General features: G+C 57.9%; 18 protein-coding genes. 13 read left to right on the forward strand and 5 right to left on the reverse strand.

The annotated features are described in order from the left end of the window. Positions 1-19: 19 nt before the first annotated feature. From P9217_RS29555 to P9217_RS29565, 3 genes are read right to left on the reverse strand one after another with little or no spacing between them, the layout of a single operon-like run. The gene (locus tag P9217_RS29555) at positions 20-271 is read right to left on the reverse strand and encodes a hypothetical protein (RefSeq protein ID WP_127248734.1); all 252 of its coding nucleotides are present in this window, start codon (positions 269-271) and stop codon (positions 20-22) included. 14 nt (positions 272-285) lie between these two features. After that, positions 286-570 carry a DUF6804 family protein gene (locus tag P9217_RS29560; protein WP_063169433.1) on the reverse strand — a complete coding sequence of 95 codons (285 nt, stop codon included), beginning with the start codon at positions 568-570 and terminating at the stop codon, positions 286-288. 52 nt (positions 571-622) lie between these two features. Then, the gene (locus P9217_RS29565) at positions 623-862 is read right to left on the reverse strand and encodes a hypothetical protein (RefSeq protein WP_082826591.1); all 240 of its coding nucleotides are present in this window, start codon (positions 860-862) and stop codon (positions 623-625) included. A 292-nt stretch (positions 863-1,154) separates the two neighbouring features. On the opposite strand from P9217_RS29565, the gene P9217_RS29570 reads away from it, so the two are divergent. The 6 genes from P9217_RS29570 to P9217_RS29595 all read left to right on the forward strand — a co-directional run bounded on the left by P9217_RS29570 (position 1,155) and on the right by P9217_RS29595 (position 7,601). Continuing rightward, the gene (locus P9217_RS29570; protein ID WP_126066778.1) at positions 1,155-1,595 is read left to right on the forward strand and encodes a hypothetical protein; all 441 of its coding nucleotides are present in this window, start codon (positions 1,155-1,157) and stop codon (positions 1,593-1,595) included. 197 nt (positions 1,596-1,792) lie between these two features. Next, complete coding sequence (locus P9217_RS29575) at positions 1,793-3,232, forward strand: hypothetical protein (RefSeq protein WP_063169430.1); 1,440 nt, start codon at positions 1,793-1,795, stop codon at positions 3,230-3,232. Further along, complete coding sequence (locus P9217_RS29580; protein WP_063169429.1) at positions 3,225-4,043, forward strand: hypothetical protein; 819 nt, start codon at positions 3,225-3,227, stop codon at positions 4,041-4,043. The genes P9217_RS29575 and P9217_RS29580 overlap by 8 nt, the downstream gene beginning before the upstream one ends. After that, positions 4,043-5,359, forward strand: coding sequence for a hypothetical protein (locus tag P9217_RS29585; protein WP_063169428.1), 1,317 nt, complete (start codon positions 4,043-4,045; stop codon positions 5,357-5,359). Before P9217_RS29580 ends, P9217_RS29585 begins: the two co-directional genes overlap by 1 nt. Continuing rightward, on the forward strand, positions 5,356-6,405 hold the full coding sequence (locus P9217_RS29590) for a hypothetical protein (protein ID WP_082826712.1): 1,050 nt from the start codon (positions 5,356-5,358) through the stop codon (positions 6,403-6,405). The genes P9217_RS29585 and P9217_RS29590 overlap by 4 nt, the downstream gene beginning before the upstream one ends. Positions 6,406-6,455: 50 nt before the next feature. Further along, complete coding sequence (locus P9217_RS29595) at positions 6,456-7,601, forward strand: DUF4236 domain-containing protein (RefSeq protein ID WP_095770037.1); 1,146 nt, start codon at positions 6,456-6,458, stop codon at positions 7,599-7,601. 13 nt (positions 7,602-7,614) lie between these two features. On the opposite strand, the gene P9217_RS29600 is transcribed toward P9217_RS29595, so the two are convergent. Both P9217_RS29600 and P9217_RS29605 read right to left on the reverse strand, forming a co-directional pair. Further along, positions 7,615-8,445, reverse strand: a complete 831-nt coding sequence (locus P9217_RS29600; protein WP_127224212.1) for a thermonuclease family protein — start codon at positions 8,443-8,445, stop codon at positions 7,615-7,617. Positions 8,446-8,479: 34 nt separating this feature from the next. Then, entirely contained in the window at positions 8,480-8,893 is a 414-nt protein-coding gene (locus tag P9217_RS29605) for a MucR family transcriptional regulator (RefSeq protein WP_082826711.1), read from the reverse strand. A 636-nt stretch (positions 8,894-9,529) separates the two neighbouring features. On the opposite strand from P9217_RS29605, the gene P9217_RS29610 reads away from it, so the two are divergent. The 7 genes from P9217_RS29610 to P9217_RS29640 all read left to right on the forward strand — a co-directional run bounded on the left by P9217_RS29610 (position 9,530) and on the right by P9217_RS29640 (position 24,480). Beyond that, positions 9,530-15,115: a DUF3320 domain-containing protein gene (locus tag P9217_RS29610; protein ID WP_063169424.1), complete on the forward strand. Its 5,586-nt coding sequence runs from the start codon at positions 9,530-9,532 to the stop codon at positions 15,113-15,115. 71 nt (positions 15,116-15,186) lie between these two features. Next, positions 15,187-16,446 carry a DNA repair exonuclease gene (locus P9217_RS29615; RefSeq protein ID WP_063169423.1) on the forward strand — a complete coding sequence of 420 codons (1,260 nt, stop codon included), beginning with the start codon at positions 15,187-15,189 and terminating at the stop codon, positions 16,444-16,446. Beyond that, complete coding sequence (locus tag P9217_RS29620; protein WP_063169422.1) at positions 16,443-19,916, forward strand: AAA family ATPase; 3,474 nt, start codon at positions 16,443-16,445, stop codon at positions 19,914-19,916. The genes P9217_RS29615 and P9217_RS29620 overlap by 4 nt, the downstream gene beginning before the upstream one ends. A gap of 323 nt (positions 19,917-20,239) precedes the next feature. After that, a complete protein-coding gene (locus P9217_RS29625; RefSeq protein ID WP_063169421.1) occupies positions 20,240-21,406 on the forward strand; it encodes an ABC-three component system protein in 1,167 nt (388 codons plus the stop codon). Continuing rightward, a complete protein-coding gene (locus P9217_RS29630) occupies positions 21,403-21,915 on the forward strand; it encodes a three component ABC system middle component (RefSeq protein ID WP_063169420.1) in 513 nt (170 codons plus the stop codon). The genes P9217_RS29625 and P9217_RS29630 overlap by 4 nt, the downstream gene beginning before the upstream one ends. Continuing rightward, complete coding sequence (locus tag P9217_RS29635; RefSeq protein ID WP_063169419.1) at positions 21,916-23,889, forward strand: DUF3732 domain-containing protein; 1,974 nt, start codon at positions 21,916-21,918, stop codon at positions 23,887-23,889. A 24-nt stretch (positions 23,890-23,913) separates the two neighbouring features. Continuing rightward, a complete protein-coding gene (locus tag P9217_RS29640) occupies positions 23,914-24,480 on the forward strand; it encodes a hypothetical protein (RefSeq protein WP_063169418.1) in 567 nt (188 codons plus the stop codon). Positions 24,481-25,257 lie beyond the last annotated feature (777 nt).

Genomic DNA, 25,257 nt, shown 5'->3' on the forward strand with positions numbered 1-25,257 from the left:
TCCACATGGCAGCCTAAAGTCAAAAACGCCTATCAGTCGCCTCGCCCTGATCGAGGACAACCTGTTGAAGCTCCACATCTAGGGCATGCGAAAATAGAAAATAACGGGCAAAAAGATGCGCCTTTTCCGACTCCGAGCCTAGATGGTTGAAAGCCTCGAAGTACTCCTTCGTCCGCTCGAGGAGATCTCCCGCATAAAGCGCCAACGGCTGTGACACGGTGACCCTCGGGCGCGCCTTGACCTTCGGCGTCTCAGGTCCACTCTTGGCCATCTCAGATTATCGGCTTAATTCCGGTGCCGGTATGCGACAAAGCCGAACAGAGTAGCCGCTGCGACGTTGAAGATTGCCCACAGCTCGCGCGGCAAATGAACCGGCATGAACGGGTTGAAGATCGCTGCCGCTCCAAACAGCGCCCAAGCCAGGGTGCGATTTTCAGGGCCTGATCGCCACACCATGGCTCCGCAGTAGATCCCGGCGAAAAAGACCACCACGCGGAGGAATTGGTAATAGCCGTACGGCCATGGCGCTACCGCCAGCAGCGAGGCAATAGCTACACAGATGCAGACCAACCGGACCGTTCCGGCCGGCGTCGAAAAGCATTATTTTCAGCAAACTTGATCCTCAAACGCCCAGCACGGTTGTTAGTGGAGTTTCGGCGCCCGCCATATATTTGAAAAGCCAGATTGCCCAAGTGATCGGCCAAATGAACGCCAACATCGCATCCAGGCTCAAGTTAATCAGGATTTTTACGACCACTGATGCATGGCCCTGCCATGTGTCGACGACATTCATCACGTAGGTGATCGGCCCGCCCAGCATGAAGAGGAGGCCCAGCGGAGCTGACATGATGTTCTTCAGCATGTTTGTGTCCCTCAGAAAGGCGTGACCTTCAGTGACAGTGATACGCGCCGGTCTTATGGTTGGTATGGCAACCGTTGGCATCAGTGCCGCCACTGTGTGCAAACGCGCCGGTCGCGCAAGCGATTATTGCAGCGGCCATAGCCGCGAGAAATGTTGTTTTCATTTTATTGCCCTCCCAAAGTATTTCAGACAGAGCACTATTGCCGGTCGGGCACAAGCTGCTCGTGGCACTGTGAACACAAATAGGATAGATGCTCCTCTGTGCAGGCCAAGATCGGGCGAGGAGAATACTTTGGATGGATTGCGATTGATGCACGTCCCGTTGGCGATCCTGCTGACATGGCCAAGGGTGGCGACGGCAAATGAATGCCTCTCGAAGTACACCAAGACCGACGTCTGCGCCTACGCAAAAAAAATGCAAACCGAAATGGCTCCAGCATTGCCCATGCTGATCAGTTCGAACATCTCCGTTCGGAGCATCATCGCAATCGGGCCAAGGATCGTTTTCAACGCCACCTGGGCTCAGACCGATGCGGAAGTAGACGCCAAATTGTTGGCTGCTGGCGTCTCGCGGCCGGTCTATGTCCAGAAGATCGATGAAATGACCAAAAACTATGTCTGTCGTGCGGAGGAACTATCTGCCTTCGTTCGCCTGGGCGGTGAGATCCAGTACACGTATACGACTGTGGATAATTTCCCAGTCGCGAACCCGCTCGTAGCACTCTGTCCTTAGAGCATCGCAGCACGGCTCATGACATGACTAGTCGCGGCCGATCAACCAGTTGATCAGCAGCCATGATCATTTGTTGGAACTCAATTGAGCCTGATCCGCACTAGCAAGTGGATAGAAGTGAATGTGCGGTTGCCCTTTAGCTCTACTATGCATAGAAACCACTCTGCCGGGGGGCGTAAAGTTGGGGTTGTGAGTGCGTGGGCTCTAAATTCGAAAAACTAAATAAGTTGCGTGACTCACTGCGAGAATCCAACCACGATTTTCGGGCGAGCACTCAGCTATTCAACAGCCTGGACCCTGCCAAGATCGACGGCGACCTGGATGTCATTAACCGCGGAAAGCAGCGCGGCGAGGTGAACCAACCCCCGAAAACGGCAAAGAATCTCGACGATGTCGAACATGCCATCGTGGAACGCGTTGAGGATGAGAAGAAGGCTGCGCATCACACTCTTGAGGACAACCTGCAACTCCTTGGAGGTCGTCTTGCCGGCCTCGATTTCGAGGAACAATTCGGTCTAATCCGTCAGACGAATGCCGCTAGCGTTTCGGACTTCAAAGCCTCGGTCGCCGTGGGCCTCGATGAACTTCACGGCCTGAGAAGGGCCCTGAACGACGCCGAAAAAGAGCATGCATGGTTTAAGGAGAAGCACGGTCTCGTTCGTGCCGCGCGTGTGCAGCACGGTGCCGCTCACATTTTCCGGCTATCGCTTCTGCTATTTCTGTTTCTGGTCGAGACAGCGATGAACGGCAACTTCCTGGCCAAGGGCAATGAGCAGGGATTTTTTGGTGGCATCCTTGAGGCTGCGGCATTCTCTTTCATCAACATCGGGGCGGCTTTGCTCCTGGCGGTTTTCTGCGCTCGTCTCGTCACCCATCGGTCGTTTTTCGTAAAATTCGTTGGGATCATTTCAATCCTTTTCTATATCGGCTTGGCGATTTCGATAAACTTGGCGCTAGCGCACTACCGTGAGGTCAGCGGCTCGCTCGCTGACGGCGCCGGCGCTGAGGTCATCCGTAATATGCTCGCCAATCCAGCGGGTCTCACGGACATCAAGTCCTGGTTGCTGTTTGCGATCGGCCTGATGTTTTCGCTTTTCGCTTTTATCGACGGCTGGTTCGTGCTCGACCCTTACCCAGGCTACACTGGCGTTGAAAATCGGCTCGTTCGACGGCGCGATGACTACATCGATCGAAAGAAGGAACTGATCGAAGAGCTGCAGGATGTCCGCGACGACCACAACGAAAAAGTGGAGGAAATCGTCAAGCAGCTTGGTAGTCGCCGGCGCGAGCACCGCGCGATTGTCGATCATCGATCGAGGCTTCTGGCTCTTTTTGCGCAGCATCAAGACCAATTGGAGCGAGCCTGCAATCAGCTTTTGTCGATGTATCGGGAAGCCAACATCCAGGCGAGGACCGAGCCGGCGCCCAAGCATTTCGGAACGCCCTACAAACTTGATCGCATCAAGCCATACGTCACCGGCGAGCGGGAGTGGAATGAGGGAGATGTTGGCGCATCAATTCGCCAGGCGCAGGAGGAACTCAACGAGCAGGTTCGTCTGATTGGTCAGGAATGCGAACGGGGAATTGAGCAGTACCGAGATCTTGATAAGCTTCACCCGGACAGCGTGAATGTCTAGGCGAACCCGCAGACGCAAGAAAGGCAATGCGGGTACCATTGCCGCGGCCATTGCCCTTGGTGTGCTATCCGTTGCGATGTTGGCCGGCTTCGGCTGGATGTGGACCAGGTCTGGCAATGGCCATATCGACGCCAACACGAATTGCCCATTGGACGGACCCTCCAGCCTGACCGCCGTCCTCATCGACGCCACTGATCCAATTTCGGCAACGACGATGGCTGATCTCAAGAACGAGTTCCGAAAGACCATTGGGCAGGTCGAGCCGGGTGGGTATGTGAGGATTTATACCCTGAGCTCGGCGCCTGGTGAGCTGACGGTGATGTTCGATGGATGCAATCCCGGTGATGGGTCGACCGTCGATAGTTGGACCAACAATCCTGCGCGGCGTCAAAAGAAGTGGGAAAACGCCTTCGGCGATCCTTTGAACAAACTTCCCGATGAAATCCCGAATGCGGCTTCCGCGAGCCAATCTCCGATCATGGCTGGAATTCAGAAAATCAAGCTGTCGCTCTTCGATAGCAGCTTGGCCAAACAGGGCAGTCCCAAGCGATTGGTGGTCGCCTCTGACATGATCGAGCATACGACGATTTACTCGCAGTACCGATCGGGACTGGATTACCAAAAATACCTCAACAGCGCCGCCGACCGCACATATGGGACGTCGCTGGATGGGGTGGGCATCACAATTCTTTATATCGATCGGGCAAAGAAGCCATTTCAGACCCTGGATCACGCGGAGTTCTGGACACATTGGGTCCAGAACCATCACGGCGAGTTCGAAAAGCTGGTTGGCTTGGATGGGTTAAACTGATGGCGAGAGCGCACGACAAACCTTTGCTGGATCATCCACGTCTGCCGGTCGTGGTTTTCGCGGCATTGACACTCGGCGGGTGTGTATTCATCGCCATTGCAAAACTCTCAGGCGTAAATCCGATCGTCGCGGCGGTAGCACCGGCCTGCCTGATGTTTTTCTATCTCGGGGTTTCGATCTTTGCTGGAAAGCTACAACTGCACGACGAGCAGACCGGCGATAACCTCTACTATATGGGCTTCCTGTTCACCCTGACGAGCCTTGGGGTCTCGCTGTTTCAGTTTGGAACGGAAGGCTCAACCGACACGATCGTCCAAAATTTTGGCATCGCGATCACGTCGACGATCACCGGTATTGCTCTGAGGGTTTTCTACAATCAGATGCGGCGCGATCCCGCGGACATTGAGCGAACGGCGAGGCACGAACTTGCCGACATGACACGGCGTGTAAGAGCCGAGATGGAAAGCGTAACCAGGGAGTTCGCCGACTTTCGTCGTGTCAGCCATCAAATGCTCGAAGAGGGCTTTGCAGAGATTGCCGAGCAAGCGGCACGCAATGGGGAGCACATTCGATCTGCCCTGGACAATATTGCCATGGAATCGATCAAGCCTGTCCAAGAGGCGTCTGCCAAGCTCAGTGACGCGTTGCAGCACAATTTCGGGCAAGTCGAAACCCAGTTTGCTTCGATAGCGAACCGCGTTGGAGCTGCAGCGGATTTGCTGGATAAAGCCAACAGCTCGATGTCCAACTCTGTTGGAAAGCTCGGTAATCAAGCCGACAATATGGCTGCCAAGCTGGAAAAGGTGGTTGTTCCTGATGAGGTGCTGAAGAACGATCTGGCGCCGATGGTCAAGCTCCTGGGTAATGCTGTCGCACAATATGCGATAAAAACCGAAACAGCCTCGCAAGAGCAGCAAACGCGGATGACCGGTCTTGCCGACGCAGTGATCAAGGTGGCGACTGGAGTGGAGAGAGCGGCAGCGGCCGCAGAAAAGACCGCAGAAACTGTCCAAGCGCAGCAGCGTTTGACTGAGGAGTTCATGGCTGTGATGCAGAAACACAGCAATGAAACACGCGGCCTCGTCGCAACCCTTACACAACATAGCCTCCCGGCCGTGCGCACTCCCCAGCCTCTGAGCAATGCGATAGCGAACGATGTCGAGCGAGTGGCGGCACCTTCCACTGTTGCCTCCCCTGTGGAGACGCCAATCAAGGTTTCGGATGACACGGAGGGCGACACCTTCCGATCGTTAAGCAGTCCGGCGGAGGTGGAGAAGGGTGAACCGCCAAAGAGAGCAAGTTGGTGGGGCAGGTGAGTGAGGTTAGCGGAACAGCCATTACGTTTGAGCGCAAGGGCTATGGCCGCGGCCTGATACTCGGCCTGACGATGGCTGAGACGATGCTGCTTCTCGTTTTCTGCCTTTTGCTTGCTGCAGGCGCGCTCATCGCCAAGACAAAGAAAGAGGCTGCGGCAGCGCAGAAGATTGCGCAGTCCCTCAATGAGAACGCTCGCAAGCTTGACGAGGAAAACAAGCGGTTGCTGGCTCAGCTGAATGCCATGGTCAAGCCTGCAAGTCGACGCAATGTACCAGATCAAGAATGGCGTGAATTGGTCCGGGCCAAAGAGGCCGCAGAGGCAATCAAAAAAGTGGGACTGACCCTTGAGGAAGCGGTGAAAAGCGCGCCGGCCGCCAAAGTCCTCTCTGACAACGACGTCGACGTTGATCAGGCCAAAGCCATGATCGAGAAGATGAAGGTTCTGCGCGAGCTCGGCTACGTTGGCACGGGCAAGACGTCCAAGGATCTTGCTGACGCACTGAAGAAGGCAAGGAACGAGGCCTCTGCTGACAAGCCACACGATTGGCCACCGATCATCAGTCTTAGCGAGCTCGATGGCTATAATTTCGATACTGGAAGTGCGGAGCTTTCCGGTGGCTTCAAAACGAAGTTGCGGCAGATGTCGAAGACCATTGCTGGAATTGCAACTTCCTATGGTGTGGACGTCATTGAGGTGATTGGCCACACGGACGAGCAGGCGATGTCCGGTGACTCATCGAATATGGACAGAGGCCTTCAGCCCGTACTGGCGCGCAAGATGGACATTGGCACACTCCATCCTGCCGACAATGCCGGGCTTGGATTAGCGCGAGCGATCTCCGTCACAGGCATCCTGCGCGATATGCCGGAACTGAAAGGCTTCACCATCCTGCCAATGTCCGGCGGCCAGTTGATATTGCCTGGCGACCGGCTCACCGACGGCGCACAGGCCGGCGACGTCAAGGCGAGGAGGCGAATTGAGATCAGGGTCAGGCAACGTTCGCGAGAGACAGATATTGGACTGGTTCCGGTACCAAAGTTGTGAGGCGAACTGCCCTTGGGTTTCGCTCACAGGGCTTGGGGGGGATTGCGGGGATGGGGTTTTACGTTCGAAAATCGATTAGTGCGGGACCTTTCCGCTTTAACTTCTCGTCTGGCGGGGTTGGCGCGTCCGTTGGCGTGCAAGGTCTTCGTATCGGGACTGGCCCACGAGGGCATTATATTCATGCAGGCGTCGGCGGTCTCTACTACCGAGGCACTTTGGGAAAGCGCAGCGCCAAGCAGACGCTGCAACTGTCTGAATTCCCATCTGGGCCAAAGCCCCATCCAACATCCTCACCCGTGGAATATGTCAGCGGTGGCGTCGTGATGAGAGAAATCGAGTCCGCCGATGTGATCGAGATGCGTGATGAGACATTTGCCAATGTGCTTGATGAAATCAATGCGAGGCAATCGCAGACGCGAATGTCGCTCATCCTGGCCGTGCTGTTTGGGATCGCCGGATTGATCGCAGGCGCAATGCTGGGAGGTGGGGTGGCGCTGATCGGTATTGCTGCCTTTTTGCCGGGCATGCTTATTGGCAACTGGTTGGACAGCTACCGCCGGGTGAGCGTGCTCTACTATGATTTGGAGCAGGACGCGGAGGCGGCCTACGGGCGACTTGTCGCCGCCTTTGACACGCTCACACGCTGCGCGGCGAGTTGGCATGTCGCGGCTGGTGGCAAGATAGAGGATCTGACGACTTGGAAGCGCAATGCGGGAGCCACGATGTTGGTCGATAAAAAGTCGACGACGCTCCAAGCTTCCTTGCCGACGGTTGTTCGCAGCAATGTCACACCACCGTCGATACACGTCGGCCGGCAAATCCTTTATTTCATGCCAGACATGATTTTGGTGAAGGACGGAAACCAGTACGGTGCCGTTGGGTATGGAGACCTCAGGACGCAATTTGCCCCCAGCAATTTTATTGAGACCGGCAAAGTTCCATCTGATGCTGAGATCGTGAGCTATACCTGGGCTCATCCCAATAAGAATGGCGGACCCGACAAACGCTTCAGAGATAATCGGCAGATCCCTGTCTGTCGCTACGAAGCCTTGCGGTTTTCTAGCCCATCCGGGCTCAACGAGCTGGTGGAATTTTCCAAGACAAACGTCAGCCAGCCCTTTTGCCAGGCTCTATTGGCACTCGCGCAAATGCACCGAAACGCTGGTGGCCAGTCCGGCTTGCTGAAAGCGCGCTAAGGAATTGGCTTGGTCAGCAAATGCCTTCGCACGGAATTCCGTCGCCGTCCCGGTCCAATTTGGGTCCCCAGCTACAGTTATTGAGATACCAGCGCGCCTCATCGCATGAGGAGATTTGCTTACAATAGCGACGCGGTTGACACGAATAGCTCTGAGCTATTTGGCGACGGCCTGTAAGGCCGTAGGATGTGTCATTACCGGGTTTATTGTTGGCTGCATGTGTTGCTCGCCAATCCCAAGGGGCTGTGAAAGTGCCAACCCAGATGCCAATCTTGGCCCTTTGGGCATCTGCCTGTTGTGACGCGTAACTACCATGGCTGTATCGAGGCCAATCCAGGGCATAACCCTGTTCGACCATCCAAGACGCAATGCTAGCACCGTCCGCCCGCTGACAATCACCAACGAAGCGGTTGTAACGATCCCACGAAACAAAGTTGCACTGGATGGGTCGGGATTGACTGAGGAAGATGTCCAGTGCTTCTGCGGATTTGCGGCCGCATGGGTATTCTTGCCCGCTTGCGTCGCTGCAGTTTTGGCTGCTTTCAGGTGCGTCGATGCCATTGAAACGAATACGCTGTCCGTGGATCTCGATCGTGTCCCCGTCAACGATGGACGCTACGCCGACGATAGGCTTCGGTTTTGACCCGAGTGCGCTTGCTGTATTGGGTCCCGCGATCTGGTTGCCCCACCCTGTAAAGTAGGAGGTGACATAAGCGCCCACTGCTAGCGTGATCACCAGGATCGCGGCTAATGATTTATGTGAAAAGAAACGCTTGCGCATAATTGAAACCCGGCCGCGTCTTGGCCGCGAGCTGCGGCGATGGGAATAGCGATCGCGATTCAATTTTCGATCCTTTGCGAAGCTGCCAAATGTTTTGCTAGCGCGTCTTTGACTTCTTGGCTGCTGCTTTCTTGGGCGCGGCTGCTGTGCGACCGAGGCCAATCGATTTTGCCAATCTGGAGCGATTGGCTGAATAGTTAGGCGCGACCATGGGGTAATCGTTGGAGAGGCCCCATTTTTGGCGATAGGCGTCGGGCGTCAGTCCAAAATGCGTGTTCAAGTGTCTCTTGAGGGACTTGAACTTTTTGCCGTCTTCGAGGCAGACGATGTAGTCTGGAGTGACTGAGCGCTTGGGGTTGACCGCGGGAACTTGGTCGGGTTTTTCCGGTTCGGACGGCTGGCCGATACGCGCTAATGACGAATTGATGCTGGCAATAAGGTCCGGCAATGAGGAGACCGGCACTGAATTCTTGCTCACATAAGCCGCAACGATATCGGCGGTAAGCTCCATCAGCGCGGTGGCCGTATTTTGGATTTCGTCAGTCACTTCATGGCTCCGGACTTCTGCAGTGAAATCCCGATCTATTACTTATCGGCTAAAAAAACCAGTAGAGGGAGGATACTAAATGCCAGGCGCTAATAGTGATGAATGTTAAAGCGCCAATCAGAATGCGGAACCACGAGAGACGGTGGATTGATTGGGCGCGGCGTTTTCTTTGTATGACCAGGAAAGCGGCTTGAGGCTCACAGGCGGATGCATTTAGATTTGGACGAGTAGGACCTACGCATGACATTTTCGAAAGACCCGCCGCCGGAGGTTAAGCCCCAGAAGGATAAGGCAAAGACTGGATCTGAATTGGACCGCGTTCCAAGTGCGGGAGCCATTCGGGTCCGCAACGGACTCTCTGTGTCAGAAAAAGACATTGTGGAGGCGGCTAAATACGGGGGCAGGGAGCGAGAATCCTCGTCGGATAGCGACTAGGCAAAGGGGGCCAAGAATGCAGGCTCTGACCCATATCACACGTCGCAATATTGGACGGTGTCCAGAAGTGATCGCAGTCGTTTCTAATTGAACACGGCTGTTTTTTCTTGCGCGAACGCTCTACGCGGGCTCTAGCTGGTTCTCCTTTCAAAGGGGATGTAAGTCTTGGACGTAAAACAGTCAGTCTTCCAAAGCGATCTCCCTCTAAAGGAGAAACTCGAGCGCGCCAGGATGGAGTTGCTCGATCTTTCCGCCCGCAATCGACTTTTGAATGTGCCGCGGTTTTCCAAGAGCGCGAAGACGATCGATATCGTCGATGAGAAGTCGTCCGAAATTTATCGATTGCTGGTGACCGAAGGAAAGGCTTTTACCTTCCTGGCCGGCAAGCCCGATAGGCCGAAAGCGGGCCAGGATGAAAGCAGCCCTCCAGACGAAGAGATCGACTATTCCCCCGTCGCTCTCGCCCAACCAGAGGACGATGGAGTCGATAACAGAGGGATATCCGCGCGGCACTCGGACACCAAGCTGCAGACGCGTATGACCCCAACTGGGCTGCAGCGGCGGCTCCTTGATCTCTACCATGATGCCCGCACACTCGAGGAAGAGCAGGGCGTCAATATCCTCTTTCTGGCCCTTGGAATGCTGAAGTGGATTGACCCGAACAACAAAGAGAACATCCGTCAGGCCCCCCTCATTTTGGTGCCGGTTCGGCTTGAGCGAGGGGCCGCTGGAGAAAAATTCCGCCTACGAGCCCGGCCGGAAGATCTTACCGCAAACCTCTCCTTGGAACTCTATCTCGACCGCATTCACAAGCTCGCTCTGCCGCGTTTTGAGGTGGGAGATGACTTCGACGTCTCGGCCTATCTCGATGCCGTTGCCGAAGCAATTTCGACCAAAGAGGGTTGGGAGGTGCTTCGCGACGATATGGTGCTCGGCTTCTTCTCGTTTGCGAAGTTCTTGATGTACCGTGATCTGGATCCGGATCTCTGGCCCGATGGCGCAAAGATTATCGAACAACCGAAGATCCGCTCGCTTCTTTCAGATGGTTTCGAAACACGCGAGCCGCTTATGTCGGACGACATAGCGATTGATCCGCACATTGCGCCCGCCGAAATGTTGCATATCGTCGACAGTGACAGTTCTCAGACACTGGCGATCCATGACGTCAGAAAAGGTCGCGACCTCGTTATCCAAGGTCCGCCTGGGACAGGAAAATCGCAGACGATCGCAAACATTATTGGGTCGGCCGTTGCCGACGGAAAGACCGTGCTGTTCGTGGCCGAAAAGATGGCAGCGCTGGAGGTCGTCAAGCGACGGCTTGACACTGCTGGGGTGGGGGACGCCTGCCTTGAGCTGCATAGTAACAAGGCGAACAAGCGCATGATGCTAGAGGAGCTGCGGCGAACCTGGCAACTCGGATCGCCCAGGGGCCAGCTTCCTTCTTCCCTAACTGATCGCTTGCTGGAGGCTCGCGATAAACTCAACGCACATGCTGCACGAATGCACGTTGCGTTCGGAGCGTCCGAACTCACTCCTTATCAGGTTCTCGGCCAGCTAACCCGACTAAGGCAGGTCGGTCAGAAACCAGTGGACATCGAACTTACGGATGCCACAAGCTGGACAACTGACGGCGTTTCGCAACGTCGCAAATTGCTCGATGAGGTCTCTCAGCGGATCAACGAGATCGGCTTGCCGATCCACCACCCGTGGCGGGGAGTTGGCCTGGATGTCGTTCTTCCAACGACCATTGAGAGGCTCGTCCCACGCATCGCGGCGTTGCTGGACCAAGCCAAGGCACTGCACGCCAAACTGGTCGGTATCGCTGAGCGGATCAAGGCCGAGCCTCCGAAAATTCTCAGCGACAGCGGCGAGATAGAAGATCGCGCTGAGCTTCTCGCGTCCGCGCCTGGACTTCCTGCCGAGGCGCTCGTCTCGCCGGTATGGGATGAGCGTCCGAAAGACATTTCATCGCTTCTCTGGTCAGGAACGGATTTCGCCCGCAAGTCCGAGGAACTTTCGGAGCAGTTGGCGGCAACGGCTATCGACACGCCAATTGAAGGTCTCGAGACAGAGCTTGCAAAGCTTCCCTCGGAATTTCCGAAAGATGGTTTCCATCGTGCGCGACAGCTCACCATTCTGCTCCCACGCTTGAGGGAAGAAGCTGAGCGCCTGAATCAGGAACTCGGATCGGCGATATTGCCAGACACGTTGGCAGGCTTGCTCAGGCTGGCCGTGACCGGCGAGCGAGTAGCGGCAGCACCTGACGCAAGTCCGGAGGCCTTCGCAGCCACCGTTTGGGACTCCGGACTTGAGCAGGCAGGCGACCTTGCCGACAGCGTAGCGACGCTTGAGGCTGCCAGAGCCGACCTTCAGGGCAAGGTTGTTGACGCGGCGTGGAGCACCGAGGTGGCCGCGGCGCGGCAGGCGCTCGCCACACACACGGGAATATTGAAAGCATTGAACGGCGACTACCGTCGCGCCACAGCACTTGCGCGGACTATTGTGGTCGACCCTAGCGCGCCTGCGACGCAGATAGTTGGTCTCCTCGACCTTTTGATGAAGGGTCAGGCTGCCGCAGCAAGAGTCCGCGAAGGCGACGCTTTTGGCCGTTCCGCCTTCGGGGCAGATTGGCGTGGGGAGCGATCGGCTTCCGCGCCACTGCTCGCGCTAGTGGAGTGGATGCGGACTCTACGAGGGCTAGGCCCCGAACCTCGGATTATCGCCGGCCGGATGGCGGAACGCTCCGAGGCCGGTGCGCGTGCAGCGCGCGTTCGCAAGGTTATCGAAATCGGTCGGCCAATTATCGAAGGTTTCTGGAACGATCTCGGGCACCTCGCGTCATCCATGCTAGGCGACGTGGCTTCCGCCGAGCGGGCCTCGCTGCAACTGATGGAAGCGAAGGCGAGCACTGTAGCTCAAGCCGATGATGCGTCACGACAGGTTCTGACTGACGTTCCGGATCTAATCACTGAGCGGGTGGAGCTACTGCGCCGACTAGGCAGACTACAAGCACTTGCTCAAGGGATCGATGCGGGAGAGAGCCTTGGCAAGTTCGTATTCGGCTCGTCGTGGCACGGTCGAGGATCCGATTGGGCCGCTCTCACGCAAGCCGAGCTTTGGCTGAAAGAAAATGGCTCGATCCGACATCTGGCTGCGCGGTTGCCTGAAAGAATCGAGATCGCAAACTCGGCACGTTCAGCACGTGAAGCGGCCCAAGCGGCAGCGCGGGAATTGAAGGCGCTTACAGGGGATTTGAAAGCCGATGCTCCCTCCTTGTTTGGAGTAGTCGATTTTCCGGACGTCGCGATAGGCGAGGTCGTTTCTCGGCTGCAGGGTTGGCTCGATCATCAGGAGCAGCTCTCGAAATGGGTTGCCTATGAAGAGCGATCCGAAACGGCCCGAAAGGCTGGACTGGGACAGTTGATAGACGGCCTAGCCAACGGCCAGATTACAACAGGATCGGCTCGATCAGTTTTTGATATGGCCTACTACGAACGAATGTTTCTGGCGATGGCGACCGATGAGCCGGAGCTGGCAAGGTTCGACGGGGAACTGCATTCCAGGGCTGTACGTGACTTCGCAGATCTGGACCGCCAGCGCATCAAGGCCGGCGCCATCGAAGTTGTAACGGCTCATCACCGGAAAATTCCTTCAAGAGACGGCGGAGCTGGACCTGTCGGACTGCTTCGTTCTGAGATGGCGCGCAGACGAGGCCACATGCCCATCCGGCAATTGATGCAGAAGGCAGGCCCTGCCATCCAGGCGCTGAAGCCAGTGTTCATGATGAGCCCGCTTTCGGTGGCGCAATTCCTGTCGCCCGGCCGGATGTCCTTCGATCTGCTCGTGATGGACGAGGCGTCTCAGATCCAGCCCGTGGACGCACTTGGCTCGGTCGCCAGGGCCAGTCAGGTGGTCGTCGTTGGCGACGAACGCCAACTGCCACCCACGACATTCTTCGCGAAGATGACAGGCTCGCAGTCTGAAGATGACGAGGGTGAGGGCGCGCAGGTCGCCGACATTGAAAGCATCCTCGGCCTGTTCACGGCCCGCGGCTTGCCGCAGCGTATGCTGCGCTGGCACTACCGTAGCCGTCACCAATCTCTAATCGCAGTATCGAACAGCCAGTTCTACGAGAACCGGCTTTTCATCGTGCCAAGCCCTTATACCCAAGAGGCAGGTATGGGGTTGCGGTTTCATCATGTGCCGGAGGGGGTCTTCGATTCCGGCGGCACAGGAACCAATCCGGTAGAGGCGAGAGCAGTAGCGGAGGCGATCATCCGTCATGCGAAGGTGAACCCGCAAGAGACTCTAGGCGTTGCAACATTTTCGGTTAGCCAACGCCGCGCGATCCAGGATGAACTCGAAGCGCTGCGGCGACTAAATCCCGACACCGAGGAATTCTTTCACGCTCATCCAAGCGAGCCATTCTTCGTCAAGAACCTCGAAAATGTTCAAGGCGATGAGCGCGACGTGATCATGATCTCGGTGGGGTATGCCAAGAATGCCCAGGGATACATGGCCATGCGTTTCGGCCCTCTTGGCGCGGAAGGCGGCGAGCGTCGGCTCAACGTCCTCATAAGCCGCGCCAAGCGCAGCTGCGAAGTATTCGCGTCCATCACAGACGAGGACATCGACCTGGAGCGTGGCAAAGGGAAAGGCATCTTCGCCTTCAAGCTCTTCTTGCACTACGCGAGAACAGGGCGAATTTCGCTTGCCCAAGTCACGGTTCGCGAAATGGATTCAATCTTTGTAGAACAGGTAGCCAACGCGCTGATCGAAATGGGTTATCAGGTTCATGCTCAAGTGGGCATTGCCGGCTTCTTCATCGACCTCGCAGTTGCGGATCCAGAGAGGCCAGGCCGCTATATTCTTGGCATCGAATGCGATGGCGCAGAATATCACTCATCTCGCTCGGCCAGAGATCGAGACCGGCTTCGGCAGTCGGTTCTGGAAGACCATGGTTGGATCATCCATCGCATCTGGAGCGCTGACTGGTTCCAACGGCCTCGTGAGCAGCTGGAGCGAACCATACTAGCGATTGAGGCCGCCAGAAAAGAACTCGATGAGCGGGCCGAATTGGGGGTCCAGAGAAATCGAGCTGTAGCCGTGCAGGTTGTTACGGTCGACCGAGGCAACGTGACGGAAATCGGTCTCGAAAGCACAAACGGATCCGAGACACCCAATCGAGCCTACGAAGAGGCCGAACTAAAGCGACCGGGATCGTTCGAACTCCACGAGACGCCCAGCGGAATCATGGCCGGACTGGTCGAGCAGGTCGTGGCTACAGAAACGCCAATCCATGTCGACGAAATAGTTTCGCGTATTCGGGACGCCTGGGGTCTGCAGCGGGCCGGTGGCAGGATTCAGGATGCAATCGAGCGGGGGGTAAGCATAGCACAGAGAGGTGGTTCAGTAGCCCGTCGAGGCAACTTCTGCTTCAAGCCAGGTGTTCCTGTTCGTCTCAGGGATCGCAGTGGGGTCGTGTCCGCTGGATTGCGCAAGCCCGAAATGATTGCGCAGGACGAGGTCGCCCAAGGCGCTATGGAAGTCGTGAAATCCAACCTCGGTGCGACAGAGGAAGAAATCGCCACAGGCGTTGCCAGGATGCTGGGCTTCAAAGCCACAAGCGCACAATTAAGGCAGCTGATTTCAGCTGGGGTCGCCGATTTGGTTGCCAAAGGAGTGTTACGGTCCCAAGACGGCTTGTTGGTGGCCGGCGAATCCGCGAGCGAGAAATTAGCTGAAGTGTAACGGGGCGCTGCAGCGCCCTCGTTGCAATTTCTGTCGAAGCTCGGAACACCTCTTTTGCTGGCGGAGGCCGAATGGCATTTCGATTCGTACACACGGCCGATATTCATCTCGACTCGCCGCTTCGTTCGCTGGCGATGCGAAATCCCGATCTTGCCGGGCTGGTGGGCGACGCCAGCCGCCAGGCATTCGTTTCGATAGTGGATCTCTGCCTTGAGGAACGTGTGGCCGCGTTGGTCATTGCTGGCGACCTATACGATGGCGACCAGACTTCAATGAAGACAGCGCGGTTCTTGGGCGCGCAGATGACACGCCTGCACCAGGCCGGCATCATGGTTTTCAAGATCCGCGGTAATCATGACGCCCTGTCGCGGATTTCCAAACAGCTGGTATTTCCCGACACCGTTACCATCTTTGGTGGTCGTGCTCAGTCGGTATTGCAGACAGCCGGCGGTCTGGACGTCGTATTCCATGGTTTGAGCTTTGCGAACCCTAAGGCGCCGGACAGCCTGTTAACCAAATATCCGGCGGCTCGTGAAGGGGCCGTCAACATAGGCATCATGCATACCAGTCTGGCTGGATCGCCAGGTCACGACGTTTACGCGCCCTGCAGCATCGCTGACTTGCACGCCCACGGTTTCGACTATTGGGCCCTCGGCCACATCCATGCTCGCCAAGTCCATCCTGGCGCCAGTGCCGTGGTGATGCCGGGAATACCGCAGGGGAGGGATATCAACGAGGCCGGTGAGAAATCAGTCACCCTGGTGACGGTGCGCCACGACCGTTCGGTGGAGATCGAGGAACGGCTGACCAGCGTTGCGCAGTTCGAACGGGTGAGCGTCGACCTTACCGGAGCGGTGGAGTGGCCCGAGGCCGTCGCGCGTGTTCGCTTCGCACTCGAAGAGATGCGGGCAACCGTCCGATCGCGTCATGCTGTGGCTCGCATTGGCCTGACAGGAACGTCACCACTGATGTGGGCGCTGATCCGCGACAGGGACCTCCTTCTTGCCGAAGCCGAACAGGCTGCGGAACAGCTAGGCCATACGTGGGTGGAGAAGCTCGAGCTTGACCTCGCGCCGCCTCGGACGGAGACCGCCGAGGATATTGCTGATCCGATTTTCGAACTCGAGCAATCAATGCGTGCCGATGCCACCTCGGAGGCCTTCCGCGCTGAGGCGAGGGCGTTCGTCCAAAAGATGGTCGCCGACCTTCCGGCCGACGGGCGGGATTTTGCTGGGACGGACGAAGCCGGGCTGGAACAGTTCCTCGATCAGGTGCTTTCCAAGGGCGCGGACTTGGTGACTGCCCGCCTTAAGGCCGGTGGATCGTCATGAGGTTGCGGCGCCTTGACCTCATTCGTTATGGAAAGTTCACCGATCGTTCGATCGACTTCGGACCCAAACCGGAATCCGGACCTGATCTGCATATCGTGTTTGGCCTGAATGAGGCCGGCAAATCGACTGCGCTTTCGGCCTATCTAGACTTGCTGTTCGGCATCGAGGAACGGAGCCGCTACAACTTCCTGCACGAGTACAGTGCCATGCGCATCGGCGGGGTGCTGGAACTGGCCGGCTCCGAACACACGTTCACGCGTACGAAACAGCGCAGTAATTCGCTATTGAATGCGACGGGCCAACCGGTAAGCGAGGTGGCGATCACGGCGCATCTCGCCGGTCTGTCGCGCGACGCCTACACGACGATGTTCTCACTCGATGACGAGACGTTGGAAGCCGGCGGAAAATCTATCCTGGAGTCGCGGGGCGACCTCGGCAAGCTTCTGTTCACGGCCAGCGCCGGTCTTGGGAACGCAAGTGATACGTTGAACGCCCTCGAGGCCGAAGCAGACGCTCTGTATCGGAAGCAGGCGCATGGAACCGAACTGGCGCTGTTGAAGAAGCGCCTTGTTGACGTAAAGTCGCGCAGGGATGCGATCGACACCCTTGCATCAACCTACGAGGGCCTGGAGGCCGAACGTCTCGATGCAGCGCAGCAGTACGGCCGAACCATCAGCGATCGGGCGGTGCTGGTGGCCAGGCTGGATACCTTTGCTCGTTACGTGCGTGCTGCGCCGATGCTGGCGGATATCCGGCGCAAGATTGCCCGGCTGGATCAGCTGCCGGACATCGCCTCCCCAGCCCGGACATCGACGGGAAGTGTCACCGAACTGATCGATGACGATGCCAGCCTCAGAACGCGGCTGTCCGCAAACATCGACGAGACCGAGCGCCTGGCGGAAAAAGTCACTGCGGTCGACGAGGACGAACCGATCCTGTCGATTTCCGAACGCATTCGCGGGCTGGCGGAGAGCAAGGTGCGCCATACCGCGGCTGGCTTTGACTTGCCCACTCGCAGGATGGAGCTGCAAATCCTCAACAACAGCGTGGCGAGCTGCCTTGCCGCCTTGGGCCGATCTTCCGAGGCGGATCCTGGCGCGCTGCTTCTGCCTGCCGTCACCGTTGGCGTCGTTCGCGCCATGGTCGAGCAGAGGTCCGGGATTGCTACCGGGATGCGTGCCGCTCGCGACGAAGCCGCGGCGGCACTCGATGCGCTGCAGGTGGCAAGGCAGCGGGTCGGCGAGGAAAGGGCGGTGCCCGAACCTGCCAGGGCAAGGCTGGGCTCGGCTTTGTCGAAAGCGCGAGCAAGCGGACACCAGGCAGAGATTAGGACGGCTCGCGAGGCGGAAGATGCGGGAACAATCCGATGGAAGGCGGCGCTCGCGCGCTTGCGTCCATGGAACGGAGATGCCCTCGCTCTCGCCAACGTCGCGGTTCCGAGCGCCGGGCAGATTGCCGCCTGGAAGACGGTAGCGTCAGAACTGGCAAGGAACACCGCCGTACTTGCCGAACGCCTTGCTGAATACGAGGGCAACCATGCCATGCTCGCCGCACGATTGGATGCCCTTCGTGCCTCGGGCGACATTGTCGACGATGAAGCGGCTACCGCCATCCGCCGAGTTCGCGATGATGCGTGGGCAACGCACCGCGCAGCGCTGACCGGTGACACCGCTGACGACTTCGCCGTGGCATTGGCGCGCGATGACATTGCCAGCGCAGGCCGGCTGGCCGGCGCGGCGGATCTGGCTGAGATCCGGGCAACTACGCGCGAGCTGGCCGAGGCCGCGGCCAACCTGTCACGCAACGGCATCCAACGCACACAGCTCGGCAAGGATGTGGATACCCAATTGTTGGAAATCCGCGCGGCCGCCAGGGACCTGCTCGGAGACGCCGTGGAACCTTCGTCTGAGCGCCTGATCGAAAGGATCGAGGATCAGATCGAGGCGCGCAGCGATGCGCTCGCTGCCTGGGAGCAGATCGAACTTGCTCGCTTGAAGGCCGAGCGAGCCGCTGACGCCGGCGAGCAGATACGCTTGGAAATGAGAGCAGTGCTGGGAAGCGTCGGCATTGTATCAGAGTCCAACGACACCCTCGAAGCAATCATGGCCATCGCGGAGCCGTTTCTGGATCGGCAGCGCAAGGTGGACGCCGAGTATGCCGAGGCGCTCAGAATGGTGAGCTCCAAAGAAGAGGATCTAGCGGCACGACGGGTTGCAGTAGGTGTGGCGGAGCGTCGCGAGGAGGAATGGCTGGCCGGCATTACCGAAGCACTCAAGGGAACTTGGCTCGAAAGCGGGCTCTCCGCATCCGGCGTCGGCACTGTGCTCGATCAATTGGCCGAACTTTCAAGAAGCCTGCAGGAACGGGACGACCTGCAGCTGCGTATCGACAAGATGGAGGCCGACAGGGCCAATTTTCTGGTCGAGGTCATCGCCGTTGCGGTTGAAGCCGACGAGCCGACGAAGGATACCGACCCGGAGCAGTTGGCCATCCGCCTTGCCGAGCGCCTAGAGCGTGCCGAGCGGACACGTGAAACGAAGGCAAGCCTCGGCAACGACCTGAAGCGCCTCAAGGAGGCGCGCGACATCCTCGACACTGAGATTTTGGCACACGAACGCCGCAAGAACGAGGTGCTGGGCGTCTTTGGTGTCGCCACTCTGCCCGAGGTAGTCGAACGCGATGAGCTGTTGCGTGAGCGCGATGGCTTGCGCACCACCGTCGCCGAACTTGAGGAACGGATAGTGGCGGAGCTCGCGGTCGACGGATTCGAGCAGGCCCGCTCGATCCTGGACGCGATCGATTTCGACGGCCTCGCGGTCGAGAAGGCTGAGGGTGAGCAGCGGCTTCGCCTGTTCGATGAAACCATCCAGCAACAGCTGATCCGGCAGACGCGCGCGGCCGACAAGCTGGACGCCATCGGCGGTGATAGTGCGGTTGCACGCCTGGATGCTGAACGGCGCACAACCCTGCTGGAAATCGAGGAGAAGGCCGTTCGCTACATAGAGCTGAAGCTTGGCATCATGTCGGCTGGCAATGCTTTGCGGATCTACCGTGAGAGCCATCGCTCCGGCATGATGGCGCGCGCATCAGACGCGTTCAAGCTAATGACGCGTGGCCAGTATTCGGGGCTGACAACCCAGCCTGTAAGAGGTGGTGAGGTTCTCATTGCTGTGCAGGGTGACGGGCAATCCAAGGTCACCGAAGCGCTTTCAAAGGGTGCACGATTTCAGCTGTACCTTGCCCTAAGACTCGCCGGTTATTACGAGTTCGCGCAATTTCGGCCCTCGGTCCCATTCGTCGCCGACGACATCATGGAGACGTTCGACCATATTCGCTCGGAGGAGGTTTTCAGGCTGTTCGGAGCGATGGCAAACACAGGTCAGGTCATCTACCTGACGCACCATAAGCATCTATGTGAAATAGCTGAGGCTGTCGTACCGGGAACGAGGATCCATCAACTCGCACAGTAATTTTCTCCGGAATACGTGAACGAACCAGTGAAGGACGCCGAATTTGACGGCAAGTATGCGCCCAAAGTCAGACGTTCCGGCAAACTTCGCGTTCGTCCAAAAGCGGACATATCGCCCGAGCCATAGACGGCCCCGATGTGCCCATAATGGACGTCCTGCAAATTCATTGTCCTGCCGAATCTGGACTTCGAGAGCTGGCCCTAAACAGCAATTGTATCGCGCCTAGCCGTCCTATCGCCGGGGCGCCAATTGTAAACAACGGCGAACTATACCAATATCGTTACTGGCTTCTTCCGGTGCGACTCGGGAGAACGGGATGGGCAATGAACGCGAAGACGCAAACGGGAAAACACAGCGCCGCTGGCCAATACCTCGGCTATGCGCTTCAACCTGTACGCCTTTGCTTTCACCTGCTCAACGCGCCTAGCGGCGCCTTGGTCTCTCTTGAACATTTAGACGATGTGGCGGTTCACCTGGTCGGCGGCGAAGTCGTTCTTGAGCAAAGCAAGAGCGCACTGAAGCAAAATCCGATATCCGACTGGGCTGCGGACCTGTGGAAGTCTCTGGCCAACTGGCTCAGCTTCATGGCGGCGGGAGAGATCGACCCGGCGACCAGCCATTTCCGGCTATATGTCACACCGGTGAAGGCGGGTGCCTTCGCGATCGCGCTGAACGACGCGAAAACAGATGCCGACGTGGAGGCGCTGGTCGCTAACCTCGCCAAAGCCCACAGCAAGCTGAAAGCTGCACCGGCATGCGACGCCGACGTCCAAGCTTTCCTGAACGCTGATGCGGCTCATTGCGCCGCCTTGGTCAAGAATCTCGCCGTTATCAGCGTCGATGCAGATCCCGTCGATCCGATACGCGCGATCTTCAAGCCGACGGTCTCTCCGCTCATCATCGACCTAGTGTGCGAACGCGCGATCGGCGCTGCGAAGGAGGCGGCGGACAGGCTGATTAGAGCTGGCAAGCCCGCCATCTTGGACGTGGACGCGTTTCAGGCCGAGCAAAGAGCATTTGTTCAGAAGAACAACCTTCCAGGGCTGCTGTCGTCTTTCACCAAGCAACCGCCTGTCGAGGCCATCGAACAATTGATCGCCGACCGTCCCGCCTTCGTCCGCCAACTCGAGCTGATCGAGGTGGGAGACGAAGCGTGCGTCCGGGCTGTTAGCGATTACCTTAGGACGCTCGCCGACATCTCGATCTGGGGCGAAAGCGGGCTAATCTTTGAGAAGAACCTAAGTGACTGGGACGATGATCTTGTCGGTCGCTATGAGCACGTCAGTGCAGAGGTGCACGACATACAGGCCGGACACCCCGCAACGGTTCGTGGTAGAATAGTTTACAGGCGCTGCGCGCAGTTGCAGCCTCCACTCGATGGTCGAGTCGTCCCCGGTCATTTCGTCCACGGATCATTCAACGCCCTTGCCCACGGCCTGCGCCTCGGCTGGCATCCCGACTACCAGACTCTTTTGGAGCCAGCGACTTGATTGAGGCTGGCCGATCGCACCTACCGCTCAGCGACCTCGCCCTTGTCCAGAATCCAGGACTTGGGGCTTTCGCATTGTGGCAATTTGGCCAAGGTTTCCAGGCTGAGGACGAACGTCCAGCGCCGTTCGCCTTGGCGTTTCTCGTGCTGCCAATCGTCCTGCATCGCGCAACGCTCGAAATCGTGACTTCGACAAACCGACCCTCTGGACTGGCGCTCTTCGCGGCCAAGCTCGGGAAGGAACGGGAACAACTCCTCGCCGTCCACGAGCGAGCGCTGCTGCTGCGTACTCTGACATTGCAATCGGCCGCTGTCGGTGTGAGCGGGCGGCTGCTGTCCGTGGATTACAAGGATGCTACTTTAAGAGCAAACGTACCAGAACCGAAACCGAGGAGGCTCGTCCTTCCAGAGCGCGTCAAGCACCTCGGACCTGCCTCGGAGAAATTGGGTTTCTGGTTTTCGAACCTGGGGACCGCGCAGGTGGCCAACCTGTTACGGGTGGAGTTCTAGATGTATTTCCAGCTTCGAAAACTGATCCTTTGGCCCCGCAATGGTGCAGCGCCGCGGGTCGTCAAGTTCGAGCCCGGTGTCGTCAACGTCATCAGCGGCGCGTCGAAGACCGGGAAGTCCGCCGTTATCCCTATTGTTGATTACTGTCTGGGCTCGGAGAAATGCGCGATTCCGGTGGGCGTAATCCGCGAGAACTGCAGCTGGTTCGGCATTCTGATCGAGACGCTGGAGGGCGAAAAGCTCTTGGCGCGACGCGAACCGGGGGACCAACAGAGCACAGGCGACATGGTGCTGCTGGAGGGCGCACAGGTCGAAATTCCGGAGACGATCACCGACAAGACCACCAATGTCGACACGGTCAAGCGCGCGATGAACCGCCTGGCAGGACTGACTGACCTCGACTTCGAACCAGGTACAGAGAATGGATTCAAGCAAAGGCCAAGCTTCCGCGACCTCATGGCCTTCACGTTCCAACCTCAGAACGTGATCGCCAATCCCGACGTGATGTTTTTCAAGGCCGATACGACGGAACACCGGGAGAAGCTAAAGACCATCTTCCCGTACGTTCTGGGCGCGGTCACGGCAAAGATTCTCCAGGCGCGGTTTGAGATCGATCGGCTCCAGCGCAACCTCCGCCGGAAGGAGGCTGAGCTACGCGCGATCGTGTCGGCAACTGGCGCTTGGCGGGCGGAGGCGGAGGCGTGGCTGCGTCAGGCAGTCGAACTTGGCCTAGTCGATTCCTCCACTGAAGTGCCGAAGGACTGGAGTGACGTTGTTGACCTGCTTCGGCGCGTGTCGAACAGCAACTCAAGTCTTGCTCGACCAAGCCTGGCCGGCATCGATGTGGTGCTGACGCGTCTGGAAACCCTTCGTGCGTCGGAAACTGAAATCGCCGCGCGACTTACCGAGCATCGTCAGCGCCTGAACGAACTGCGCCGTCTGGTGGAGAGCAGCGAGGCGTACGGCGACGCCATGCGCATCCAACGTGACCGCTTGGACCTTTCCACGTGGCTGAGGGACTTGGCCGACGAGTTCGCCGATCCGTTGGTCGCACTCGGGGACGGCGGCCGCGAGAAGGTCTTGGCCCTTTGCGACAACCTCGGCGGTCTGGAGATCCGACTGCGGACCCACCCTGCGATGTCTAACACGCTTGACAAGGAAATCCTGCGCCAGCGCGGCGCCGCTGAAGCGGTCCTATCTGAGTTGAACGATGTCCGTAGCGAGATAGCGGTGCTGGAACGGGACTCTGACGTCGCCCGAGACGAGGCCAATCGCTTCGATAGGCTTGAGCGCTTCCTCGGTCGATTGGAGCAGGCGTTGCACGTCTACGACCGCGCCGACCAGTCGTCGGATTTGCGGCAGGAACTCACCTCGCTGCAGGCCGATATTGCAACGCTGCAAAAGACGATCTCCGAGGCCGACATCCAGCGCAAGCTATTCAACGCGTTGCACCAAGTCTCCCATCATGCCAATCGGCTGATTCCGCAGCTTGACGCGGAGTGGCCCGAGGCCCCGATTAGGCTGTTGATTGAAGACCTGACCGTCAAGGTGACTAGGGGAACGCGTGAGGACTACCTGTGGGAGATTGGCAGCGGCGCCAATTGGCTCGCGTATCACGTCGCACTAATGCTTGCGCTGCAGCACTACTTCCTGGCCGAACCTCATCACCCAGTCCCTGGTCAGCTGATCTTCGACCAACCTAGCCAAGTCTATTTTCCTAAGCGGGCGGCGGGCGACGAGGGCCCCGACCTCATCGCGTGGAGGGATCAGGACGTGGTCGCCGTCAGGAAGGTCTTTGCGCTCCTAGGCGCTGAGGTCATGGCCGCGAAAGGTCGCCTCCAGATCATCGTGCTGGATCATGCAGATGAGGACGTCTGGGGCAAGCTTCCCGGAGTCAAGTTGATTGAGGAATGGCGTGGACAGGCCCTCGTGCCTCAGGCTTGGATTGCCGCCGCATCTTCCAACGGTGGATAATAATCTGCTGCCAGAGGAGAAGGCATGGCGAACGTGGACGAGATCAACCGTCTGACGGCCCTTGGCTTGAACGTCATCACAGCCATGGATGTCGCGGAAGGAAAACTAGACGAAGCCTTCGAGGTCGCCCGCGCTCAGGAGAAACGCAAGGTCGACATCTGGTGCAAAGGAAGAAAGAACATTCCGGTTGCACTGACTGCGATATGGGACTGCGATCCTGCAAACTTCTATCTCGCGTTCGACGGCGATGATCCCAGCGACCACGCTTCGACGGATTTCATTCTTATCGACGCTGATGTCACTGACGTTGGCGGCAGGCTTACCTACGCCGCCAGCAGGGACAAGGGTCCTTGGCATCAACGTTACAAGAGCAAGAGCTGTGGGATCGCCTACCGATGGCTGCATGGCCGCGGTGTCACACCGCCTTTGCTCGGCGAGTACCAAGGCCAAGTTCACATCGTAGGAGGCATGCACCGCTTCCATCTTGCCAAGCACTATGGGACGACGCGCATGCCATTCCTCGTCCGGAGGGCCGAACTAGCCGCAGTAATGGCGTTGATCCCCTCGGCGACCGACACCGCCAACTCGTAATGGCGGGGACTGCAGAAAAGAAGCGAATGAGTTGCGAACTTACCGGGATCACTCCCCGAAAGCTGACCGACGGCTTCCGGCCCCGTTGCGGCCATTCTTACTCCCGCACTTTGGCTTTTCCAGCGCTAAACCGGCCTTGGGCGATGAATGGAAACGGTCAGATGTTCCCGGTCTGTGCTCGAAAAGTCGCATAAAAGGGCAGACTGGTGTGACGTCCGGAATTATTGGGCCTTTCACGGGTTTACCGGTCCCGAATTATCGGTTGCTGGCGGGCGGGCTATGCGATTGAAAACAGGAGAGTTTTCTGGCTAAGGGTGGGGTTTCAGACTGAGTTTACCAATGCCCTTAATGACGATTAATTCTGGATTGGCATCAGGTGATTGGGTTTGCGCAGAATATAGCCGCCCTTATTGGTAAACCCGCTCACGGTCGACAACGGATTGGTCAACCTAGGACGACAGGATTGGTAAACCGGAGCCGCCCTATCGACGAAGGTCTAGCTTGGCGCATTCACTGTCGCCGGTAGGCAGATATTCGGGCGACAATCGGGACCAGCGTGCGACGCCGCCAAGCGTGAGACACGTCGGCTACGCCGCAAATCGACACGGTTTGACCGGGCGCAATACCGCACCGATCTTCTAATCTCGGCTTAATTCCGGAGAGAGGCAGATAATTCCGGACGCCACACTGATTGGTAACCTAAGGCCACCCACCACGCGGATTGGTAGCCCACAGGAATAGGTTTGGTAACCCTTATCGAGTGAGGGCCGCTCGTAC

The sequence above is a fragment of the Mesorhizobium sp. WSM4989 genome (assembly GCF_029625795.1).
In the GTDB taxonomy this organism is placed as follows: domain Bacteria; phylum Pseudomonadota; class Alphaproteobacteria; order Rhizobiales; family Rhizobiaceae; genus Mesorhizobium.

Coding starts and splice junctions, on each gene's coding strand:
- P9217_RS29640 (WP_063169418.1), top strand. CDS start 23,914: ATGGCGAACGTGGACGAGATCAACCGTCTGACGGCCCTTGGCTTGAAC.
- P9217_RS29555 (WP_127248734.1), bottom strand. CDS start 271: ATGGCCAAGAGTGGACCTGAGACGCCGAAGGTCAAGGCGCGCCCGAGG.
- P9217_RS29615 (WP_063169423.1), top strand. CDS start 15,187: ATGGCATTTCGATTCGTACACACGGCCGATATTCATCTCGACTCGCCG.
- P9217_RS29565 (WP_082826591.1), bottom strand. CDS start 862: ATGCTGAAGAACATCATGTCAGCTCCGCTGGGCCTCCTCTTCATGCTG.
- P9217_RS29625 (WP_063169421.1), top strand. CDS start 20,240: ATGAACGCGAAGACGCAAACGGGAAAACACAGCGCCGCTGGCCAATAC.
- P9217_RS29605 (WP_082826711.1), bottom strand. CDS start 8,893: ATGGAGCTTACCGCCGATATCGTTGCGGCTTATGTGAGCAAGAATTCA.
- P9217_RS29580 (WP_063169429.1), top strand. CDS start 3,225: ATGTCTAGGCGAACCCGCAGACGCAAGAAAGGCAATGCGGGTACCATT.
- P9217_RS29620 (WP_063169422.1), top strand. CDS start 16,443: ATGAGGTTGCGGCGCCTTGACCTCATTCGTTATGGAAAGTTCACCGAT.
- P9217_RS29635 (WP_063169419.1), top strand. CDS start 21,916: ATGTATTTCCAGCTTCGAAAACTGATCCTTTGGCCCCGCAATGGTGCA.
- P9217_RS29595 (WP_095770037.1), top strand. CDS start 6,456: ATGGGGTTTTACGTTCGAAAATCGATTAGTGCGGGACCTTTCCGCTTT.
- P9217_RS29585 (WP_063169428.1), top strand. CDS start 4,043: ATGGCGAGAGCGCACGACAAACCTTTGCTGGATCATCCACGTCTGCCG.